The sequence below is a fragment of the Streptomyces sp. NPDC029169 genome, from assembly GCF_055563935.1.
Genome location: NZ_JBVHXA010000015.1, coordinates 187,830 through 204,984, shown reverse-complemented (window position 1 = coordinate 204,984; position 17,155 = coordinate 187,830). Strand labels below are relative to the sequence as shown.

Sequence of the window (17,155 nt, the reverse complement as noted above, 5' to 3'; positions counted from 1 at the left end):
GTGCGTCAGTGAGTCGTCAGCACGAGGGTCATCGGTGGGACGCTGTCGAGGTTGAAGGACCCGGTGCGGTGCAGAAGGAGTCGGCCGTCGGAGAAGTGGAGGCGGTCCTCGACCAGCATGGGGTTGACCATGTCGTCGTCGGGGGTCTTCTCGGTGACGCCGTTGACGTCAGGCGTCTTCATCAGCTGGGTCGGGTTGCCGTCGGCACCGGCCAGGCGCACGACTTCGCTGCCGCGGATGCTGGTCGGCGTCATGTAGACGGTGGCACCGCCGGAGTCGGCGCTGATGAGCGCCAGACTGCGCCACTGGTCAGTATCCGGGGTGTAGGCCCACTTCTTCTGGCCCGTACGGATGTCGAACGCGTGGATGTCCGCGGTGTCGTTCTCATCGGTGGCCAGGTACAGGGTGTCTGCCGTGGCTGCGACGGCTCCGCACGCCGGCCAGGAGCTGTCGCAGCCGGTCGCGTAGACGTCCTTGACCTCCCAGTTCGCCTGCGCCTGTCCCCTGGCGTTCACGGAGACGAGGTGGGTGGCTTCGAACGCTTCTGGGTCGAGGTTCAGGCCGACGACCAGCGGGGCGGCGGAGGCGATCCAGGCGTCCTTGGCCGCGCTGCTGTAGACCCAGTTCGCCTTGCCTGTGCCGGCTTCCCTGTGGCCGACCTTGTACGTGCCACCGCAGGCGCTGATCGTCAGGATCTCGCGGCCACCGGTGTGCTCATCGCTCTCGCAGCCCGCCACCGGCCGGTCCCACACCTTCGCGCCGGAGGCGACGGAGAAGCCGTACGATCCGGCCGCGGACTGGGGCCCCTCTCCGTACTCGGGCCACCCGATCGCGACAGTCTTCTCGCTGATGGCGACCGACATGCGCAAGCCCAGGGTGGACCGGTCCTCCGGAATCGAGGTCTTCCACACGACATCACCCTTGTTGATGTCGATCACCTTCAGCTCGGTGCACCGGCTCTTGAGCTTCTTCTCCTTGGAGTGGGCGATGGCGATGGAGCCGGTGCCGGTCTGCGTGCGTGAGGAGGCGCAGACGTTGCCCGAGAGGGGGATCGTCCACCGCTCGGTGCCATCGGCCGGGTCGTGGCCGGTGACGCCGTCGGACACGGTCGTGACGAACGCACCGTTCTTGGCTATCCAGGAGCCGGGCGCGGACACGGTGCGGCCGTCCCGGTCGCCGGCCGGCGCGTCCTTCTTCCAGGCGACCTTGCCGTCGGTGCCGCGCTTGGCCGGTGACGCGGATGCCGACATCGGGGACGGCTTGCCGTCGGCAGCCTCCTCACTCGTCGCCTCTGCGAACGTCGAGGTCGCCCAGACCGCCCCTCCGGCCACCAGCGCCAGCGCAGTCACAGCAGCGCCGACCAGCAACGCCGTTCGACCCCGCCGGGGCCCCTCCGGCCGCGGGGGGCCATAGCCGGATCCCATCGGCGGTCCGTACGGGGCATGCTGCCCAGCTGAGCCGAAGGCACCGTGCGACGTCGGGGATTGCTGAGGCATCGGGGGCTGCTGGGACACCACGAAGGACACGGCTCCTTGACCAGGCGACAGTGAGAAGACAAGCAGCCTAATCCAGTTCACACCAGCAACTGACAGCCGCCCGCCGGTCGAGCTCAGCTTCGACATCCATCACCCAGGCGACCACACCGACCGGCGGCCACGCCCCCGTTCGGCCCCCTCCCCCATGCCGTCGGCCACCACACTCCCTACCGTCACTGTGGTGGTTCCGCCCCCGATGGGTGCCCCCGGGTGGCTCCGCGTCCTTCGCACGGCGCGGGGCCGCCGGCCCCACACCCGCCTCGTCCAGCACCCCGCAACGAGCCGCTGACCTGCGCCGGTGGCCCGCCCGGCGACGCGGACCCGACCCCCCTGTGGCTCCATACGGCGCGGAGCGGGCCTGTCCCTGCTGGAGCTGGAGCAGAGCAGACCCGCTCGCGGACGTCACGACGGTGCCCCCTCCTGGCGCGGCTGGGGCGAAGAGGGACAGGCGAAGAGGGACACCGGGCGGGGGCGGTTCGCTTCGAGGGAGGCACGGACGGCCGGTCCATGGCTCAGAGCCGCCGAGGCGGTCGGCGGCCTCCTTGAGAACCGCGGTGTTCTCGGTGATGTCGTGGCCCCTAGAAGCGATCGGGCAACCAGGGCCCGAACTCGGCGACGCTGCGAACAAGGGTCGCGAACGCCTTCTCCGATAGGGCGTGGACCCCGGCCATGCGGGCGGATGTGGTGGACCGGTAGCCGCCGGCGTACCAGACCGAGAGCCGGCGCCGGGTGAAGGACACCCGTCCCTCGACATGGGTGGGGACGATCTCAGCCGCTCCGGCCTTCACCTGGAACATCCACCCGCCCCAGCCGCCGGTCTCCTTCTCTCGATCTCGATCGGCACGGCGGTGGTCAGGTCGCCTGGCCGGCCCCGCAGCCGGATGGCCTCGGAGATGTCGAGGATGCGGAGCATCCAGGCCAGGCCTTGGACGGTATTGCGGTGATGGGGAGCCCGTGGAGAAAGGTGGGGTACGGCGGGAGCGCGCCGGGCAGAACTCCATCGTGCGGGCACGGGTGTTGTAGCGGCTGAGGAAAGCGAACATGGCAGCGGCGGACTGACTGGCGGCCCAGAAGCCGTGGACGACCACACTCGCACCGTGACGCTCGCGCCCCTTGGTGGTAAGGGTGAGCATGCCGGCGGTGGTGCGGCCAGGCCGGGCAAAGCGGTAGGTGATCACGGCGCTCTTCTCCTGCTCCCACCGAGTCCACCCGTGGGCCGGCGGACGGGACCGCTCCACTGCCGGACGAGCTGATGCGGTAGGTGGTCAGGGCGCTCTTGTCCTGCTCCCACCAGGTCCACCCGTGGGCCGGTGGACGGGACCGTTCCACGGCCGGGCGAGCTGGTGTTGAAGGGCTTCGGCTTCGTCGGTGAGGCCGTGCTCGACATCGAAGTCTTCGCCTGTGAAGGAGCGTTTGGAGGTCGTCGGTGGCCACTACCCGGGTGGCTTTATTCATGAGATCGGACAGCAAATGTTCGCGACTTTGAGCAGCACTAGAAGAGACCGTTGTTCGAACTCTGGGGGAGGGCGATGCGGCCGTAGAGGGCATGTTTCGCGTCCGCCAGCAGGGCGTCAAAACGGGTGACGTCGGTGGGGGCCTGGCTTGTGGTTGCGAGAAGCCGGGGAAGATCGCGACACGGGTCGGCAGCGCGTCGACCAGGAAGGGAAAGCCATGCTGACTCCGCAAGGAGCCTACGACCGGTTCAAAGCAGTTGACGCCGACGGCGATGGCGTCATCACCTACAAAGAGTGGGTCGACTACTACCTGGCCAGCTCGCCGAGGGACCCGAAGATGGACCCCCAACGGTTCGGTTACGTTGATGCCGACCAAAACAGCACTGTCGACCGGGAGGAGTTCATCCATTTCCACGTGACGGGCCTGCCCCGCCGCTGACCAAGGGCGCCCCGCCTTCGCCGTCGGGGAGGGCGTCTACGGCGAGCGCGGCCCGCAGGACGGCGAGCGTCTGCGGCCCCTCAGTGGCCTCGACCCTGTGGTGCGGTGGCGTCTCTGCAGCAGTGCGCTCATGGCCCTCCTGGGTCTCGACGCGTCCACGGCACCGGCGCTGGGGTACGGCGTACCGTCCAGCCTGTGACTGACCTGCCCGCCCCTGAGGAGGCACCGCCGTGGCGTCCCGAGGATGGGCACCCGCCCCGCGTACGCAGCACGTGGCAGACCACCTGATCGCCAAGGAGCGCACAGCGCAGGGATAGCGATCGGCTCCACCTCAGTGTGCCCGGCGGTCCACCTCACGAGGACGTCGGGCACACCGCTGCACGGGCAGGGCATCAGCTCTGTTGTGCCACTGCCTGACCCCTCCAGCCTGCTCCCGGTCAACGAACTTGGCGTTCGATTCCCCTCCGGCTTCCGCGCCTCCCAAACTGGTGCACAAATGCTGCTCAAACTCGTGAACAGAGCCAGCCCGGGCGAGGACGTCGACGGGGGCCTCCCGCCGAGGCGGCGGGCGTAGCCGGTGGAGGAGGTGACGATGGCGGAGATCACCGCCCCGCGCTCGATGAGGGGTCGCAGGCGCTCAGTGGCCATGGCAGTGGCGAGGTGGTCGCCGCGTTTCTTCGGGGGCCACGCAGCCGTCGCCGAGGCAGGCGCTGGGGACGGGTGCGCCGCCGAAGAACTGCTCGACGAGGAGGCCGAGGCCGCCGGCGGCGACGCAGCCGCCGCGGACGGCGACCTGGAGGTCGGCGTGCACGCGCAGGTGGGTGTGTCTCCGATCAGGTGATCGTAGCAACGGGTGGCACGTTGGTCGTACTGCTCCCACAGGCCGTCATCAGCCGGGACGAAGGTCAGCTGCTGGTTCATGGTCCGCCCTTCTGATAGTCGGTGGCCTCATGGTCCGCCCTTCTGATAGTCGGTGGCCTCACGGACGGTGTCGGCGTCCAAGGGGGACCAGGAAGGCCCGCATGAAGGCCAGGACACTGGTGTCATCCTGGTTGTGCGCGGTGGTGTGGCAGGTGATGACCCCTGTGCCGGGGCTGCTTTCAGAGGTCCGACGGGTGAGGATCTTCGTCTCGGCGTAGAGAGTGTCGCCGATATGGACGGGCACGGTGAAGCACACGCGATCGACGGCGAGATTGGCGGTGGTCAGGCCGCTGATGCTGCAGACGGTCATGCCGGCGACGACGTTGAGGGTGACGCCGGAGCAGACCAGGATGCGACCCCACCGGGTCCTGCCGCTGGAGTGGGCGTCGGTGTGGATCGGGGCGACATTGCCGCTCAGAGCGGCGCCGAGGAGGCTGCCGAGTTCGGTGACGGTCCGGCCGGGGCGGTGCTCGATGACCAGGCCGGGGAACGAGTTCGGTCTAAGAGAGGCCGACGTTCTCGCGGATCCGGCTCTCGCTGATGTGGCCATATCCGTGGGGCGCCGCGGCGCTCACGAGGCGCGGTCCACTTCGGCGACAAGGGCACGGGCGGCGTTGAAGAAAGAGGGTGCCGCGCATCTGCCCGTTCACCGTGGTCACCGAGCCGCCGCCGGCGTCAGCGGCCGCGACGACGGCGCGGGCCTGGGCGATCTCCTCGACGGTGGGCGTAAAGACGCCGCTGATCACCTTCACATGGCCGGGGGTGGACGCAGCCCTAGCGACGCCGCGGGTTCCTCCCCGGGCCGCCGCCACAAGGGCCCCTACCCCTGCGGGGTGCACGCCCGCACCACCGCCGTGGCAGCGCGCATAGCCAGCCCGCCCTCACGTATCGACCTCCCCCCGGGCAGACCCGCCGGACAGCGTGAGCAGTCCCCGCTCGTCGGAAGCGACAGTCGTACAGATGCCACAGACCCCCACCGGAAAAAAATTCGGCCTTTGCCGTCCGGAGTGTGGTGCCGTGCGCTCTCCCAGCTCCCAGGCATCGACAACAGGCAAGAAGAACACAAAGAATCAAGGCAAAGCTACACAACACGGAACGGACCTGGTAAGGGCGGCGCAGAACGGGAACCCGTGGACGCAGGACCAACCCATCGCCACCCACCTACCACTGCCCAACAACATCGTCTCCCCAGCCCTGAACCACCATCACGACACCGACAAAACCACGCAGAACACCATACCGGCGACACTCGGCAGGCAGCGCAAATCCGGAAAGATCCCCCGCCCTGACTCATCACCACCACCATCAACCCACCCCACAAACACCCACACAAACAACAACCACACCCCCACACCCACACCCACACCCAGCGACACCCACAACCCTCCCCAACACCCCAGGACCCGGACTCTTTGTGTTGCATTCCGAGAGCGTCGACGTGATGCGTACCACTGTCCGGGTGCTCCGGGGCGGGCATGCGTGATCATGATCGGATGGACGCTCGTTTCCTTGGTGTCGCTGAGCTGGTCGAAGCCCCGTCCGTGGCGGTCGTAGTCGACGTCATGCGTGCCTTCACGGTGGCTGCCTGGGCCTTCGCCCAGGGAGCGGAAAAGATCGTTCTTGCCGAGTCGCTGGACGAAGCCCTGGCACTCAAGTCGCGCCATCCGGATTGGGTGGCGCTCAAAGACGGTCCGCCCGCCCCCGGGTTCGACACCGTCAACTCACCGGGCCTACTGCGGTCTCTTGACCTCGGCGGACGGACCGTTGTGCAGAAAACCACGGCAGGGACGGTCGGCGCCCTCGCGGTCAAGGAGGCGTCGCTGGTGCTGTGTGCCAGCTTCGTGGTGGCGGAGGCAACGGCTCGGCTCTTGCGGACACGCGAGTGTGACAGGGTCACGTTCGTGGTCACTGGCGAGGGTGGGCAGGCCGATGAAGACTTGGCGTGCGCTCAATACATCGCGCGAAGGGCCACGGAGGCTGGGACGGATGCAGTTGAGTTCCTCCGCCGCGCTGGCGAGTCGCGCGCCGCCGCGGAGCTGGCGGAGGGTGTGCGTCAAGGAGTCCATCCTGATGACGTCGCACTCTGTCTTGAGCTCGACCGGTTCCCCTTTGCCATGGTGGCGACCTTGGAAGACTCGCTCATGGCCCTCCGTCCGTGCGACGTACCTTCGCTGCCCGACGAGGCTTCGATCTGATCGCTGGTGAGGTCCAACTCTCACCAAGTGAGAGCCAGCATCCGGGGTGGGTTTGCGGTATCAGCTGGACGTCCCGATGACGGTCGGCTGACCTGAGTGGTGCCGGCGCCGGCGAGGCGGCCAGGATCTGGATGCGAAAGCCCGGTCTCCCCGGCGATCGCGGAGATGCTCATGGCTGCTTCATGCAAGGCACGGAAGCGACGCAGATCCATCCGATGCTCCGAGTGCAGGATCATCGAGACGGGACACCCGTCGCCCCCCACTCAGCCCACGCGATGGCTCTCCCACATCGAACGGACCTAGTCACGACACGGGTACGACACGCTCAAGATCAACCCGATCGAGTGTGTACGTGAGCTCGTACCTGGCTCTGGAGATGAGCTTGTACGCCGACAAGCATCCTCGCGTGCTGGGAAGTGGCGACCTTGACGCCGCACCGATCAGGACGCTTCTCGAAGCGTGCGCGGGCCTTGGCCAGTACCAGTAGCTGCCGAGTCAGACGAGCGTCAGGGCCGCGTGGATGAGGACCAGCAGAGCCTACGCCGGAGCCCCTGGCCGCCCGAGTAACGCGGATCGCCGGGTGGGAATCCCTACGGAGGAGGCCCCGGGTGGACCACTCTGCACAAGTTCACGGCCCTCGGTGTGGCCACCGCGCCTCCCGTGCTCGTCGATAGGAACTGTGAGAGGCCTCCAGTGGCGGCGTCGCACCCTCTGGGTACGACCGTGCCTTCTGCGGTGACGACTCCGTCCTTCACCGAGCAGCGCGGTGTCTCGCCGGGGATCGCTCGAGGCGTAGCGGTTGGGAGTCCAGCGGGCCGGTCTACTTGAGGTGGGCGGTGATGGTTCGTGCGCACAGCAGGGATTCGGTGTGGGTCGTGTCCACCTCCAGGTCGTAGACCACCCCTTCGTGGACCAAGTCCGCCTGCAGAGCGGCCATTCCCAGGGCCCGGTCGCCTCGGGCGATTTCACGGCCGGCGGCGACCGTGCTCTCGCACCTGACGCCGACCCACAGTGTGGGCAGAACACCGAGGGCCTTCTGCCACCGCTGTTGGGACGCCGCTCCGCCCAGGAACACGTCGTCGATGATGACTCTGGCGCCCGCGCGGGCCATCGCCACGATGCCCTCCGTCCAGGCTGCTTCCAGCGCCCGGAAGTCGGCCCCGACGCTCACTGCGCCGTCTGGAGCGAAGGTGATCCCCTCGTCCGATGCCTGCATCTTCGCGGGCATGGCGTCAACGAACGAGTCGCAGCCGAACGCCAGCCACGGATCGGGCAGTTCGGCCTGGAGGCACCTTACGATCCCGGACTTGCCCGAGCTGGAACCGCCGTTGAGGATGATCATCTGAGTCGTCACCGCGCCACCTTAGGACGCTTCTCACCCGGCATGAACCGATTTTTGGCAGGCCTCTCGCTCCCCCGGCTCTTTCCCGCACCGTAGGGGCTGTACCGCAGGTGCGTGAACGCATTCATGGGCACTGTGGCGGATCCTGTGTCGTTCGGCTCGGTCGGATCAAGCCGGATGCCGGTGTCACGAGCCGGGTCCGCCCGGGGCCTCGGTGATCTTCCTGCCGGTCACCGGGCCCTCTTCTGGGTGACGCCGATGACATAGCCGTCGGGGTCGGTGAAGTAGAAGAGCTTGTCACCGTGGTGCTCCATCGCGTCCTTCTGGACGGTGACCAGCGGCCGGATGCGCTCGACGTAGTCGTCGAAGTCGTCGACGGCCAGGTAGAACATGCCGAAGGCGCCGACCGGCGTGTTCTTCAGAACGGGCAGCCAGCCGCGCAGCTGCTCATCGCGGTAGACCATGAACGCGAACTCGCCGTCGAAGAGCAGGACGCGCAGGTCGTCCTCCGGGTCGTTTCCGGCGGGCATGGCAGTGAAACCGAGCCTTTCGTAGAAGTCGACGCTCGCCTGCGTGTCGGACACACCCAGGCACGGGGCGATGGCGGGAGGCTTCATGAGGATCACTCCTTGAACGGGAACACGTTTACAGAAGGGGGTGGAACTCCTCGCGAGCGGCATGAGCTGTCCGCGAAGTCCCAGCGGAAGCATGACCTCCGTATAGGACAGAACACGTCCTAGATGCAGCGACCCGCGGGGCTATTCACACGGCCGACGGGACCAATCCCCTCCGGGGGAACAATCATCCGGAGTCCTCATGCCGCCCTTTGGCCGGCGAATCCTGCCGCGCAGACTGTCCTGGGGCAGTCGGCGGCTCCTGCGCCCGTACTGCAGACCAACCTTGTGCGCGATTCCGGTTCGTGCCCATGACACGCCGCAATCGGGCCCGCCGCAGCGTGTGCGACGGGCCCGTCTCTTAGTGGCCGAGGCGGGATTCGAACCCGCGACCTCTGGGTTATGAGCCCAGCGAGCTACCGACCTGCTCCACCCGGCGACCTTCACTGTAGGACGCCAAGTACACCGAGAGCGAACGATTTTCGTCGGCCACGGGCTGCGGGGAGGTGTCGAGCGGGGACGTACGGGATCGTCCGGGCGAGATGGGATGGCGGGCGAAGGGGATGACATGTCAGCGGCCGCCCGACAGACGCTCCCAAGCCGCCGTGAGCATCTCGTGCAGGGTGCCGTCGGCAGGATCCGGGCGAACGGGGCGTGGCTCTGGCTGCGCCGCAGGGGCTGCACCTCGTGCGTCGACAGCGTCACCGTCTGCAGTGGCAGGTGTGGGGCGGCCACTGGCAGTCCAGCTAGCTTTCGACGGCCATCCGGACACCGAGAATCAGCAGCACACCTCCGGAGGCCTGCTCCAGGCGCCTGCGCACATTCGCCTTGGAGATCACCGCCCTCAGTCGGCCGACGAACCACACGTACAAGCCGTAGTAACCGACCTCGTACACCGCCCAGATCGCGGCAAGGGCGATCAGGGTCGGCAGCTTGGGCGCGCCGGTCGGAACGAACTGGGGCAGGAACGACATCGCGAACAGAGCAGCCTTGGGATTGGCCAGGTTCAGGAGCAGGCCCGCGCGGTACGACTTCCACCCGGACCGGACAACGGTCGCCGCCTCCTGCTCGACCGCCTGCGCGTGCCCGTTCCGGGCCGCCAGAAGAGTCTGTATGCCGAACAGGATCAGGACGATCGCCCCAACGATCCTCATGATGTCGTAGGCCAGCTGGGAGGCTGCGAGCAGCGCCGTGAGCCCGAACGCGGCGAGAACGCCCCACACGAACACCCCGGTCTCGTTGCCCAGAACCGTGAGGAAACCGGCGCGCTTGCTGTGCAGGGACTGCCGGATGATCAGCATGGTGCTGGGGCCTGGTGAGGCCGCGACCAGGGTGCAGGCGCCGAGGAAGGCGAGAAGGGTGCTCAGCATGCGCCCATCGTCGGACCCTGGCGCCGATGCTGTCCAGGGCGAGTCGGGTCGGCGGGGTTGGCTGCCGCGAACGTGTTCGGCGTCCCTGCACCTGTCCGGTGACCGCCATCCAGCCGCGTTCCGGCGGCGCCTGGCCCGGGCCGAAGGGTTCGGCCTGTCCGAGATGTGGTGGGCCCAGGGCCGCTCCTCTGAAATCCGGCGTACGGGACAGCCCTTAGGCATGGTCGCGTGGGCCACCGGTGTGGGCGAGGGCGCTGGGGGTGTGGCAGCCGACGATCGCCGGGCCTCGGGGACGAGCGTGACGTCGGTGACGGCATCTACCATGAACAGGGCGAGCGCGTGGTCGAGCACCGCCTGCGCCGTGCCCGACACGTACTGCCAGCACCGTCAGCACCCCGTCGCACCCGGCGACCGCCTGGCCAGTTTCGGCACGCTGCGCTCCCGGCACACGCCGACCACCTCGTAGCCGCGTTCCAGCGCGTGCCGGACCATGTACTGCCCGAGCTTCCCCGAGGCCCCGACGATGCAGACCTTCTTCACGCGTTCCCTGTCCATGGCGCAGCCCCTTCGACGAGTTCGGCTTCGGCCTCACCCTCATCCTGGACGTCCTCCCCAACGGATCGCCAGACCGATCGCTCTGGGCGGCAGCGGGCCATCGAATGTGACTGGGGAGGCCAGAGGCGGTACGAAGTCCTTGTGAAGGATCAGATCCAGGCCACGACCGTTCGCGTGTTCATCGCCCTCGCTCCGCCCGACGACGCGAAGGAGGAGTTGGCGCGGGAGTTGCGCCCCGCCTACGACGCGTACCCGAGCATGCGGTGGAACCGGATCGAGGACTGGCACATCACGCTGGCGTTCCTCGGTGAGCTCCCGGTCGCGACCGTTCCCCTCCTACGGGCGCCGCTCGCCGAGCTCGCGGCGTCGCGCCGGGCCCTTGAACTGGCGTTGCGCGGTGGTGGGCACTTCGACGGGCGGGTGCTGTGGAGCGGGGTCGGCGGAGACGTGGAAGGGCTGCACCAGCTGGCCACGGACGTTCGTGCCGTGGTCGGGGAGTGCGGTGTTCCCTTCGAGGATCGGCCGCTGCGACCCCATCTGACCCTGGCCCGGGCCCGCCGTAACGATCCCGCTGGTGTGGTGGAGGCAGCCGCCGGACTCTCCGGGTTCGTCGGCCGGCCGTGGCCGGCCGAACGCCTGCACCTGGTGGGGAGCAACTTCGGCCGCGGTCCGGGGCCGATCCGCTACCGCGACATCGAGGCGTGGAGCTTCTCGACCAGCTAGACGGGGTTCGGGTGCCCGGCACCTTACCAGTGCGGCCCCTGTTCCCACGCGATATGTGGCTACTCTCCACACCGGCGTGTGTCCGTCCGGTAGTCATGAGGACGGGAGGGAAACACCTTGGTCTTCAGTCTGAGTCGCCGCCGGAAGTCTGCCCCCGTCAGCCGCACGTGCCCGTTCACGCCCGACGATGCACGCGGCGCGCCCGTCCCCGGGGTGTCATCGGAGCGGATGCCGTATCTCGCGGACCCCCAACAGGCCGAGAGTTTCATCCGCCAGTTCCATCACGAGCAGCCGCACACAGGGGACGCCGAGGGTCGAGTGCGCGAAGTGCTGGCCGAGATCGGTCGCACCGGGACGTACGAGCACTCCCCCGACGAGCTGTCCTTCGGCGCTCGCGTCGCGTGGCGCAACGCTGCTCGTTGTATCGGCAGGCTCTACTGGCGCAGCCTGGTGGTCCGTGACCTGAGACATGTCGCGTCCGCCGACGAGGTCGCCGCCCAGTGCTTCGACCACCTGCGGCTGGCCGGAAACGGCGGCCGGATACGGCCGGTGATCTCCGTCTTCGCCCCGGACCGGCCGGGGCGTCCGGGGCCGCGGATCGTCAACGATCAGCTCGTCCGTTACGCCGGACACCGCAGGCCTGACGGGCGCTGGAGCGGCGATCCGCGCAGTGCATCCATGACGGCCCAGGCCCGCGAACTGGGGTGGAAGCGAGGCGAAGGGCCTTTTCAGGTACTGCCGTTGATGGTTCAGGAGGGGGCGGGAACAGAGCCTGAGTGGTACGAGCTGCCGGACGACTCCGTACGGGAAGTGGCCCTGAGCCACCCCGATCACCCGTGGTTCACGGATCTGGGGCTGCGCTGGTACGCGGTGCCGGCGATCAGCGACATGGTTCTTGAGATCGGCGGCGTACGGTATCCGGCGGCGCCGTTCAACGGCTGGTACATGGGTACGGAGATCGGCGCCCGCAACCTCGCCGACGTCGACCGCTACGACCTGCTTCCGGTGGTGGCCGAGCGGCTGGGGCTCGACCGGTCGACGGAGCGCACGTTGTGGCGGGACCGGGCCCTGGTGGAGCTCAACGTGGCGGTACTGCACTCCTTCCAGGAGGCGCGGGTGACGATGGCCGACCACCATACGGAGTCGGAGCGGTTCCTCCGGCACATCGCCCAGGAGAGCCGCCTCGGCAGGACCACTCCCGCCGACTGGAGCTGGATCGTTCCCCCTATGTCCGGCTCCACCACCCCTGTCTTCCACCGGTATTACGACCCCGTGGACGCTTCCCTCCGGCCTGCCTTCGTCGCACGCGAAACGTGAGGATCCGCGCCGTATATCCGGTCGACACGCGCATGCTGATCCGGTTGGCTGGTCGGCATGCGAGAGCTGCGAACCGATCGCCTTCTGCTCCGCCGGTGGCGGGAGTCCGACCTCGAGCCATGGGCGGCGATGAACGCAGATCCCGAAGTCCGCAAATACCTCGGGGAGTTGCTGACGCGAGAGCAGAGCGATGCCGTGGTGGCGGACATGCAGGCCGACTTCGATGCGCGTGGTTTCGGGTGGTGGGCTCTGGAGGTACGGGAGACCGGTGAGTTCGTCGGCCGCGCCGGCCTGGACGAGCTCGGGGACGACATGCCGTTCGCGGGGGTGGATGTCGGGTGGCGGTTGGTGCGTTCGGCGTGGGGCAACGGTTACGCCACCGAGGCCGCGCTGGCCTGCCTCGCCTTCGGCTTCGAGGTCCTCGGGCTGCCGGAGGTGGTTGCGTCGACGACCGTCGACAACCTTCGGTCCCAGGCAGTGATGCGCCGGATCGGCATGACCCGCGACCCGGCCGACGACTTCGAGGATCCGAGCGTGCCCGAGGGGCCGCTCCGCCGATGCGTGCTGTACCGGATGTCCGCCGAGGGGTTCACGGCCCTCCCCTAGTGGGCGGCCCCGGCCCCCGACGGGGCCGGGGCCGATGCCGCCCTCCCTAGTGCCGGCGGCCCGTAGCGGAGCCGAACCCCAGCCAGGTGTGGCGGTTGCCCCACCAGCACCAGCCGACCTTCGGGGCGTTGCGCCGCTCGCGGCCGTCCCGTCCTGTGCCGTTGCTGATCCAGATCGCGGGGGTACGGGCGTCCAGGGCACCGTTCGCCTTGCGGAGCCGGGAGCCGATGGTCATGAAGCAGCGGTTGCGCTCGAGGGCGGCCGGCTGCTGGAGCACCCAGTGGATGCCTTCGGTGAGAACGAGCGGGGTCCGCTCCTCCTTGGTGAGGGCCGGCAGTGCTTCGTCCGGGCTCCAGTTGGCCATGTGGTCGCCGCGGTCGACGCCGGTGACGAGGTAGAGCGGGGCGTCGGGCAGCTCGACGGCGCAGGGGGCGAAGTCGTCGACGTCGGGCATGTCGACGACGACGAAGCCGGGCTTGTCGTCACGGCGGAGCAGCGGCGCGAGCGCGGAGGCCGGGACGCGGTCCGGGTGGATGGCGAGCAGGGTGTCGCCGCCGTCTCCGCTGCCGGCGTCCTCGGCGAAGGTCCGCAGCTCTTCGGCGCGTATCCCCGCCAGTTCGTGCACCCCGAGCTCGATGAGGCGTTCAGCCTGGGCGGCGAGCGAAGGGAGAGGGGGGACGGCGGTGGTGGGCGAAGTGTCGGGCAAGGTACTCCTCTGATCGGGGTGCGGAGCAGTTGACTTGAGGTCAACGGGGCGGCCTGCGGGAATGTTCCCGTGAGCGCGGCCGGGACATCCTCGCGGCCGCCGCGATGGGCCAAGTGATTGACTACGTCGTATGGATCTCGTGCGAGCGATGCGTACGTGTACGTGTACGGACGTGCTGTCATGAGCGTGCCTCCGTTCGATCCCGAGCTGGGTGCGGCGCTGGCGGCTTGGGGGGACGAGGTGAGGGAGCCGTTCACCCCGGAGAATCTCGCGGCCCGGCAGGAGCGGGATGCCGCGGTCCGGCCCAGGCCGACGGTCCAGGATCTACGCGCGGACGGCCGCTTCGAGGTGGAAGAGCTGCGTGTGCCGGGGGCGTCGGGCGGGCCGGACGTCACGCTCGTGAGCGCACGGCCGGCCGGGGTCGCCGGGCCTCTGCCGCTGCTGTACTACATGCACGGCGGGGGAATGATCATGGGCAACGCATGGTCCGTGCTTCCGCAGGTGCTTCGCGAGTGGGCTCTCCCGCTGGAACTGGCCGTCGTGTCCGTCGAGTACCGGTTGGCGCCGAAGGCCCGGTACCCCGGACCGCTGGAGGACTGCTACGACGGGTTCGCCCAGGTGGCCGAGCACGCCGACGGTCTGGGCATCGACGCGGATCGCATCATCGTCGGAGGGAAGAGCGCCGGCGGCGGACTCGCCGCGGCGCTCGCCCTGCTCACCCGTGACCGGGGCGGGCCCACGCCGATCGGGCAGTTGCTTCTGTGTCCGATGCTGGACGACCGCAACACCACCTTCTCCAGCCACCAGATGGCCGGCGTCGACACCTGGGACCGGATCTCCAACGCGACCGCGTGGCAGGCGCTGCTGGGTGAGCGGTACGGAGCTGCGGACCTGCCGCCCTATGCGGCTCCCGCCCGCGCCACGGATCTGTCCGGGCTGCCCCCGGCCTATGTCGAGGTCGGGTCGGCCGAGACATTCCGGGACGAGGGGGTGGCCTATGCCGATGCGATCTGGCGGGCCGGCGGCCAGGCCGAACTGCACGTATGGCCGGGAGCCTTCCACGGCTTCGACACCTTCGTACCGGAGGCAGCCCTCAGCCGGGACGCCCGCGACGCCCGTACCCGCTGGCTTCGACGCATCCTCAGGCAGTCGGGTGTTCTTGGGAGCGGAGCCGCGTCCGGCTGAAGCCCGCGTGTGCGAAGGCCGTTAGGGGGTCTGGGGTGGTGGTGGCGGGGGCGGGGGGTATGCCGGCGGGGGTGGGATCCGTGGTCCGTCCGGGGTCGCGGTGAGGGGCGGCGGAGGCGGGGGCTCCGAAGCCGGGCGGCCGGGCTGACGGGGCCGGCGCGGTGACGGGGCCACGGCCGGGGGCGGCGGACCCGGTGGCGGAGGCGGCGGGGGCTCCGTTGCCGGCAGCAAAGGACCGCCCGCTCGCAGCCGGGCGATGGTCAGTTCGGTACGGCGGCGTGCCTGCGGGCCGTCATCGCGTCCGAAGTCGAGCCTGATGCCGTAGTGGGGACCGAGGTTCTCGGCGGCGAGGAGACGGTAGCCGAGCGCGTGGGCGATCTCGTCGATCCGGCGTCGCCTCGTGGTGGTGATGTGGCCGAGCCGCAGCTCGACGCGGCTGCGGCCGTCGAAGCGGGCGCGTATCTCGTCGTCTTTCACCGGACTCCGCTCTCGGGACGGATCGGCGGCCGCCCTTCCGGCCGTTCTCCACCCCACGATCGTGACACGCGTGCGTCTCGGGCATGACCGCCGGGGGCGGGTATGCCGTACTAGCCTCCCTGCATGCGTCCGGACAGACTCCGCACCGCCCTGGTCCTCGCCTCATCCGTGATCCTGCTCTGTCTGACCGGCGCCACTGCTGCCGCCGGCACGCGCCCGGACACGGCAGAGGTCGTCGTGCGGGAGGACTTCGCCGCGGACGAACTCCCCGGGCAGTGGCGTGTGATCGGCGGGGAATGGCGCGTCCAGGGCGGGCGGCTGGTGGCCGCCGGCGGCGCGGGGACGAGGCTGATCACGTTCGGGCCACCGCATCTGACGGACTATCGCTTCGAGGCCACCGCGCGATTCGAGACCTCGACGGACGCGGAGCGCTGGTTCGCGCTCGGCCTGGACGTGCCGGCCTCCGGGGCGGGCCCGTGGCAGGCCGGCGTGCTGCGCACCGCCCGTGCCACCGCCGACCGTGTCGAGTTCGCGGCCCGGACACCGGCCGGATCGTGGAGCGTGAGCGACACCTCCCCCACCCCGGCGGCCTCGGCCGCGGCGGCGGGGCGGGACGTGAAGGTACGTATCGAGGTGAGGGACCGGCAGGCCGCCTGGTTCATCGACGGCCGGCAGGTGATGCGGACGAGCCGGCTGGACCGCTCGCCCGACGGCGTTCTGGCGCTCGCCGTCGGCGGATCGACGGTCTCCTTCGACGACGTGAAGGTCACCGCGCTCGACACGAATGTGTTCCTTCGCGCGGAGGGGGCGCCCTTGACGGTCGTCGCGCACCGGGGGGCTTCGTCCCTGGCGCCGGAGAACACGATGGTCGCGCAGGAGGTCGGGCGGCGCTCGGGAGCGGACTTCATCGAGACCGACGTCCGGCTGAGCCGGGACCGCGTGCCCTACCTGATGCACGACGCGACCGTGGACCGTACGACGGACGGCACCGGGAACATCGCGACGCTGACCGCCGCACAGCTCGACGGACTCGACGCCGGGTCCTGGTTCGCCCCGGTGTTCGCCGGCGCCCGGGTGCCCACGCTCGCCACGCAGCTGGCAGACCTGCGGACCCGCGGGGGGAGTCTGCTCCTGGAGATCAAGCGGGCCGACAGCATCGAGGACGTCGCGGTGATGGTCGACGTGGTGCGGGCGGAGAACATGAGCGGCCGTGTTCTCGTCCAGAGCTTTGAGCCCGGGCACCTGCGGTGGGTCCACGAGTTGGCCCCGGATCTGCCGCTGGGCCTGCTGCGCAGCGCCCTGGACGACGACCCGGTGGCGATCAGCAAGGAGCTGCACCTGACGTCGTACAACCCCAGTGGTGTCGCGCTGGACAGCAGACCGGGCGTCGTGGCCGATCTGCACGGGGCGGGCGTGGCCGCCTGGGTGTGGACGGTGGACTCGGCCGAGAAGTGGAGCAGGTACGACCGGTACGGCGTCGACGGCATCATCACCAACCGGCCGGGCGAACTCACCGGCTGGAGCCGGGCGCAGAGCGACGTGGTGGCCGGTCCGGCACGGCGACCCGCCACAGTGACGCCGCCACGGTGACGCGTCCCGTCCCCGCCACGCGGGGCGCGGCCGGGTCCTGCGAGCACCCTGACGATCTTCGTCGATGGGTGTGGCCCGGTTCGAGGGGGGCAGGGGCTGGTGGAGCGGCGGCGGAACCGCCATACG

At 69.2% G+C, this 17,155-nt stretch carries 17 protein-coding genes and 1 tRNA gene; 8 read left to right on the top strand and 10 right to left on the bottom strand.

Translation table 11 applies throughout. The features are described from left to right. Window positions 1-5: 5 nt before the first annotated feature. Both ACZ4VI_RS26080 and ACZ4VI_RS26075 read right to left on the bottom strand, forming a co-directional pair. A complete protein-coding gene (locus tag ACZ4VI_RS26080) occupies window positions 6-1,349 on the bottom strand; it encodes an outer membrane protein assembly factor BamB family protein (RefSeq protein ID WP_468002956.1) in 1,344 nt (447 codons plus the stop codon). Window positions 1,350-2,113: 764 nt separating this feature from the next. Then, a complete protein-coding gene (locus ACZ4VI_RS26075; RefSeq protein ID WP_468002955.1) occupies window positions 2,114-2,713 on the bottom strand; it encodes a hypothetical protein in 600 nt (199 codons plus the stop codon). 493 nt (window positions 2,714-3,206) lie between these two features. Here ACZ4VI_RS26075 and ACZ4VI_RS26070 point away from each other — a divergent pair, with 493 nt between their 5' ends. Next, window positions 3,207-3,428 (top strand): EF-hand domain-containing protein, encoded by a 222-nt coding sequence (locus tag ACZ4VI_RS26070; protein ID WP_468002953.1) that lies wholly within the window; start codon window positions 3,207-3,209, stop codon window positions 3,426-3,428. Between the two features lie 646 nt (window positions 3,429-4,074). Next, window positions 4,075-4,269 carry a hypothetical protein gene (locus ACZ4VI_RS26065; RefSeq protein WP_468002951.1) on the top strand — a complete coding sequence of 65 codons (195 nt, stop codon included), beginning with the start codon at window positions 4,075-4,077 and terminating at the stop codon, window positions 4,267-4,269. Window positions 4,270-4,407: 138 nt separating this feature from the next. Here the strand turns inward: ACZ4VI_RS26065 and ACZ4VI_RS26060 are convergent, their stop codons facing one another. Then, complete coding sequence (locus ACZ4VI_RS26060) at window positions 4,408-4,899, bottom strand: MaoC family dehydratase (protein WP_468002949.1); 492 nt, start codon at window positions 4,897-4,899, stop codon at window positions 4,408-4,410. Between the two features lie 943 nt (window positions 4,900-5,842). Here ACZ4VI_RS26060 and ACZ4VI_RS26055 point away from each other — a divergent pair. Then, on the top strand, window positions 5,843-6,544 hold the full coding sequence (locus ACZ4VI_RS26055) for a 2-phosphosulfolactate phosphatase (protein WP_468002947.1): 702 nt from the start codon (window positions 5,843-5,845) through the stop codon (window positions 6,542-6,544). A gap of 820 nt (window positions 6,545-7,364) precedes the next feature. On the opposite strand, the gene cpt is transcribed toward ACZ4VI_RS26055, so the two are convergent. From cpt to ACZ4VI_RS26030, 5 genes are all read right to left on the bottom strand, one after another. Then, window positions 7,365-7,898, bottom strand: coding sequence for a chloramphenicol phosphotransferase CPT (cpt, locus tag ACZ4VI_RS26050; protein ID WP_468002945.1), 534 nt, complete (start codon window positions 7,896-7,898; stop codon window positions 7,365-7,367). A gap of 218 nt (window positions 7,899-8,116) precedes the next feature. Then, window positions 8,117-8,503: a VOC family protein gene (locus ACZ4VI_RS26045; protein ID WP_468002943.1), complete on the bottom strand. Its 387-nt coding sequence runs from the start codon at window positions 8,501-8,503 to the stop codon at window positions 8,117-8,119. A gap of 362 nt (window positions 8,504-8,865) precedes the next feature. Next, window positions 8,866-8,939, bottom strand: a tRNA-Met gene (locus ACZ4VI_RS26040). A 307-nt stretch (window positions 8,940-9,246) separates the two neighbouring features. Continuing rightward, window positions 9,247-9,870, bottom strand: a complete 624-nt coding sequence (locus ACZ4VI_RS26035; protein ID WP_468002941.1) for a LysE family translocator — start codon at window positions 9,868-9,870, stop codon at window positions 9,247-9,249. Between the two features lie 387 nt (window positions 9,871-10,257). Beyond that, the gene (locus ACZ4VI_RS26030; RefSeq protein ID WP_468002939.1) at window positions 10,258-10,425 is read right to left on the bottom strand and encodes an NAD-dependent epimerase/dehydratase family protein; all 168 of its coding nucleotides are present in this window, start codon (window positions 10,423-10,425) and stop codon (window positions 10,258-10,260) included. Between the two features lie 141 nt (window positions 10,426-10,566). Between ACZ4VI_RS26030 and thpR the strand changes: the two genes are divergently transcribed. From thpR to ACZ4VI_RS26015, 3 genes are all read left to right on the top strand, one after another. Beyond that, on the top strand, window positions 10,567-11,148 hold the full coding sequence (gene thpR, locus ACZ4VI_RS26025; protein ID WP_468002938.1) for an RNA 2',3'-cyclic phosphodiesterase: 582 nt from the start codon (window positions 10,567-10,569) through the stop codon (window positions 11,146-11,148). Between the two features lie 228 nt (window positions 11,149-11,376). Then, complete coding sequence (locus ACZ4VI_RS26020) at window positions 11,377-12,465, top strand: nitric oxide synthase oxygenase (RefSeq protein WP_468002936.1); 1,089 nt, start codon at window positions 11,377-11,379, stop codon at window positions 12,463-12,465. A gap of 57 nt (window positions 12,466-12,522) precedes the next feature. Next, window positions 12,523-13,071 carry a GNAT family N-acetyltransferase gene (locus ACZ4VI_RS26015; protein ID WP_468002934.1) on the top strand — a complete coding sequence of 183 codons (549 nt, stop codon included), beginning with the start codon at window positions 12,523-12,525 and terminating at the stop codon, window positions 13,069-13,071. 46 nt (window positions 13,072-13,117) lie between these two features. Here the strand turns inward: ACZ4VI_RS26015 and ACZ4VI_RS26010 are convergent, their stop codons facing one another. Continuing rightward, complete coding sequence (locus tag ACZ4VI_RS26010; RefSeq protein WP_468002932.1) at window positions 13,118-13,777, bottom strand: DUF5701 family protein; 660 nt, start codon at window positions 13,775-13,777, stop codon at window positions 13,118-13,120. 180 nt (window positions 13,778-13,957) lie between these two features. Here ACZ4VI_RS26010 and ACZ4VI_RS26005 point away from each other — a divergent pair, with 180 nt between their 5' ends. Beyond that, window positions 13,958-14,962, top strand: a complete 1,005-nt coding sequence (locus ACZ4VI_RS26005) for an alpha/beta hydrolase (RefSeq protein WP_468002930.1) — start codon at window positions 13,958-13,960, stop codon at window positions 14,960-14,962. A 21-nt stretch (window positions 14,963-14,983) separates the two neighbouring features. Here the strand turns inward: ACZ4VI_RS26005 and ACZ4VI_RS26000 are convergent, their stop codons facing one another. After that, window positions 14,984-15,439 (bottom strand): hypothetical protein, encoded by a 456-nt coding sequence (locus ACZ4VI_RS26000; protein ID WP_468002928.1) that lies wholly within the window; start codon window positions 15,437-15,439, stop codon window positions 14,984-14,986. Between the two features lie 123 nt (window positions 15,440-15,562). On the opposite strand from ACZ4VI_RS26000, the gene ACZ4VI_RS25995 reads away from it, so the two are divergent. Next, window positions 15,563-17,029, top strand: coding sequence for a glycerophosphodiester phosphodiesterase family protein (locus tag ACZ4VI_RS25995; protein ID WP_468002926.1), 1,467 nt, complete (start codon window positions 15,563-15,565; stop codon window positions 17,027-17,029). Window positions 17,030-17,155 lie beyond the last annotated feature (126 nt).

What these genes read in the sequence shown, in the direction of transcription:
- ACZ4VI_RS26045 (WP_468002943.1), bottom strand. Translation starts at nt 8,503, where the DNA reads ATGAAGCCTCCCGCCATCGCCCCGTGCCTGGGTGTGTCCGACACGCAG.
- ACZ4VI_RS25995 (WP_468002926.1), top strand. Translation starts at nt 15,563, where the DNA reads ATGCGTCCGGACAGACTCCGCACCGCCCTGGTCCTCGCCTCATCCGTG.
- ACZ4VI_RS26055 (WP_468002947.1), top strand. Translation starts at nt 5,843, where the DNA reads ATGGACGCTCGTTTCCTTGGTGTCGCTGAGCTGGTCGAAGCCCCGTCC.
- ACZ4VI_RS26020 (WP_468002936.1), top strand. Translation starts at nt 11,377, where the DNA reads ATGCCGTATCTCGCGGACCCCCAACAGGCCGAGAGTTTCATCCGCCAG.
- ACZ4VI_RS26060 (WP_468002949.1), bottom strand. Translation starts at nt 4,899, where the DNA reads ATGGCCACATCAGCGAGAGCCGGATCCGCGAGAACGTCGGCCTCTCTT.
- ACZ4VI_RS26070 (WP_468002953.1), top strand. Translation starts at nt 3,207, where the DNA reads ATGCTGACTCCGCAAGGAGCCTACGACCGGTTCAAAGCAGTTGACGCC.
- ACZ4VI_RS26005 (WP_468002930.1), top strand. Translation starts at nt 13,958, where the DNA reads ATGAGCGTGCCTCCGTTCGATCCCGAGCTGGGTGCGGCGCTGGCGGCT.
- ACZ4VI_RS26065 (WP_468002951.1), top strand. Translation starts at nt 4,075, where the DNA reads ATGGCAGTGGCGAGGTGGTCGCCGCGTTTCTTCGGGGGCCACGCAGCC.
- ACZ4VI_RS26015 (WP_468002934.1), top strand. Translation starts at nt 12,523, where the DNA reads ATGCGAGAGCTGCGAACCGATCGCCTTCTGCTCCGCCGGTGGCGGGAG.
- ACZ4VI_RS26035 (WP_468002941.1), bottom strand. Translation starts at nt 9,870, where the DNA reads ATGCTGAGCACCCTTCTCGCCTTCCTCGGCGCCTGCACCCTGGTCGCG.
- ACZ4VI_RS26030 (WP_468002939.1), bottom strand. Translation starts at nt 10,425, where the DNA reads ATGGACAGGGAACGCGTGAAGAAGGTCTGCATCGTCGGGGCCTCGGGG.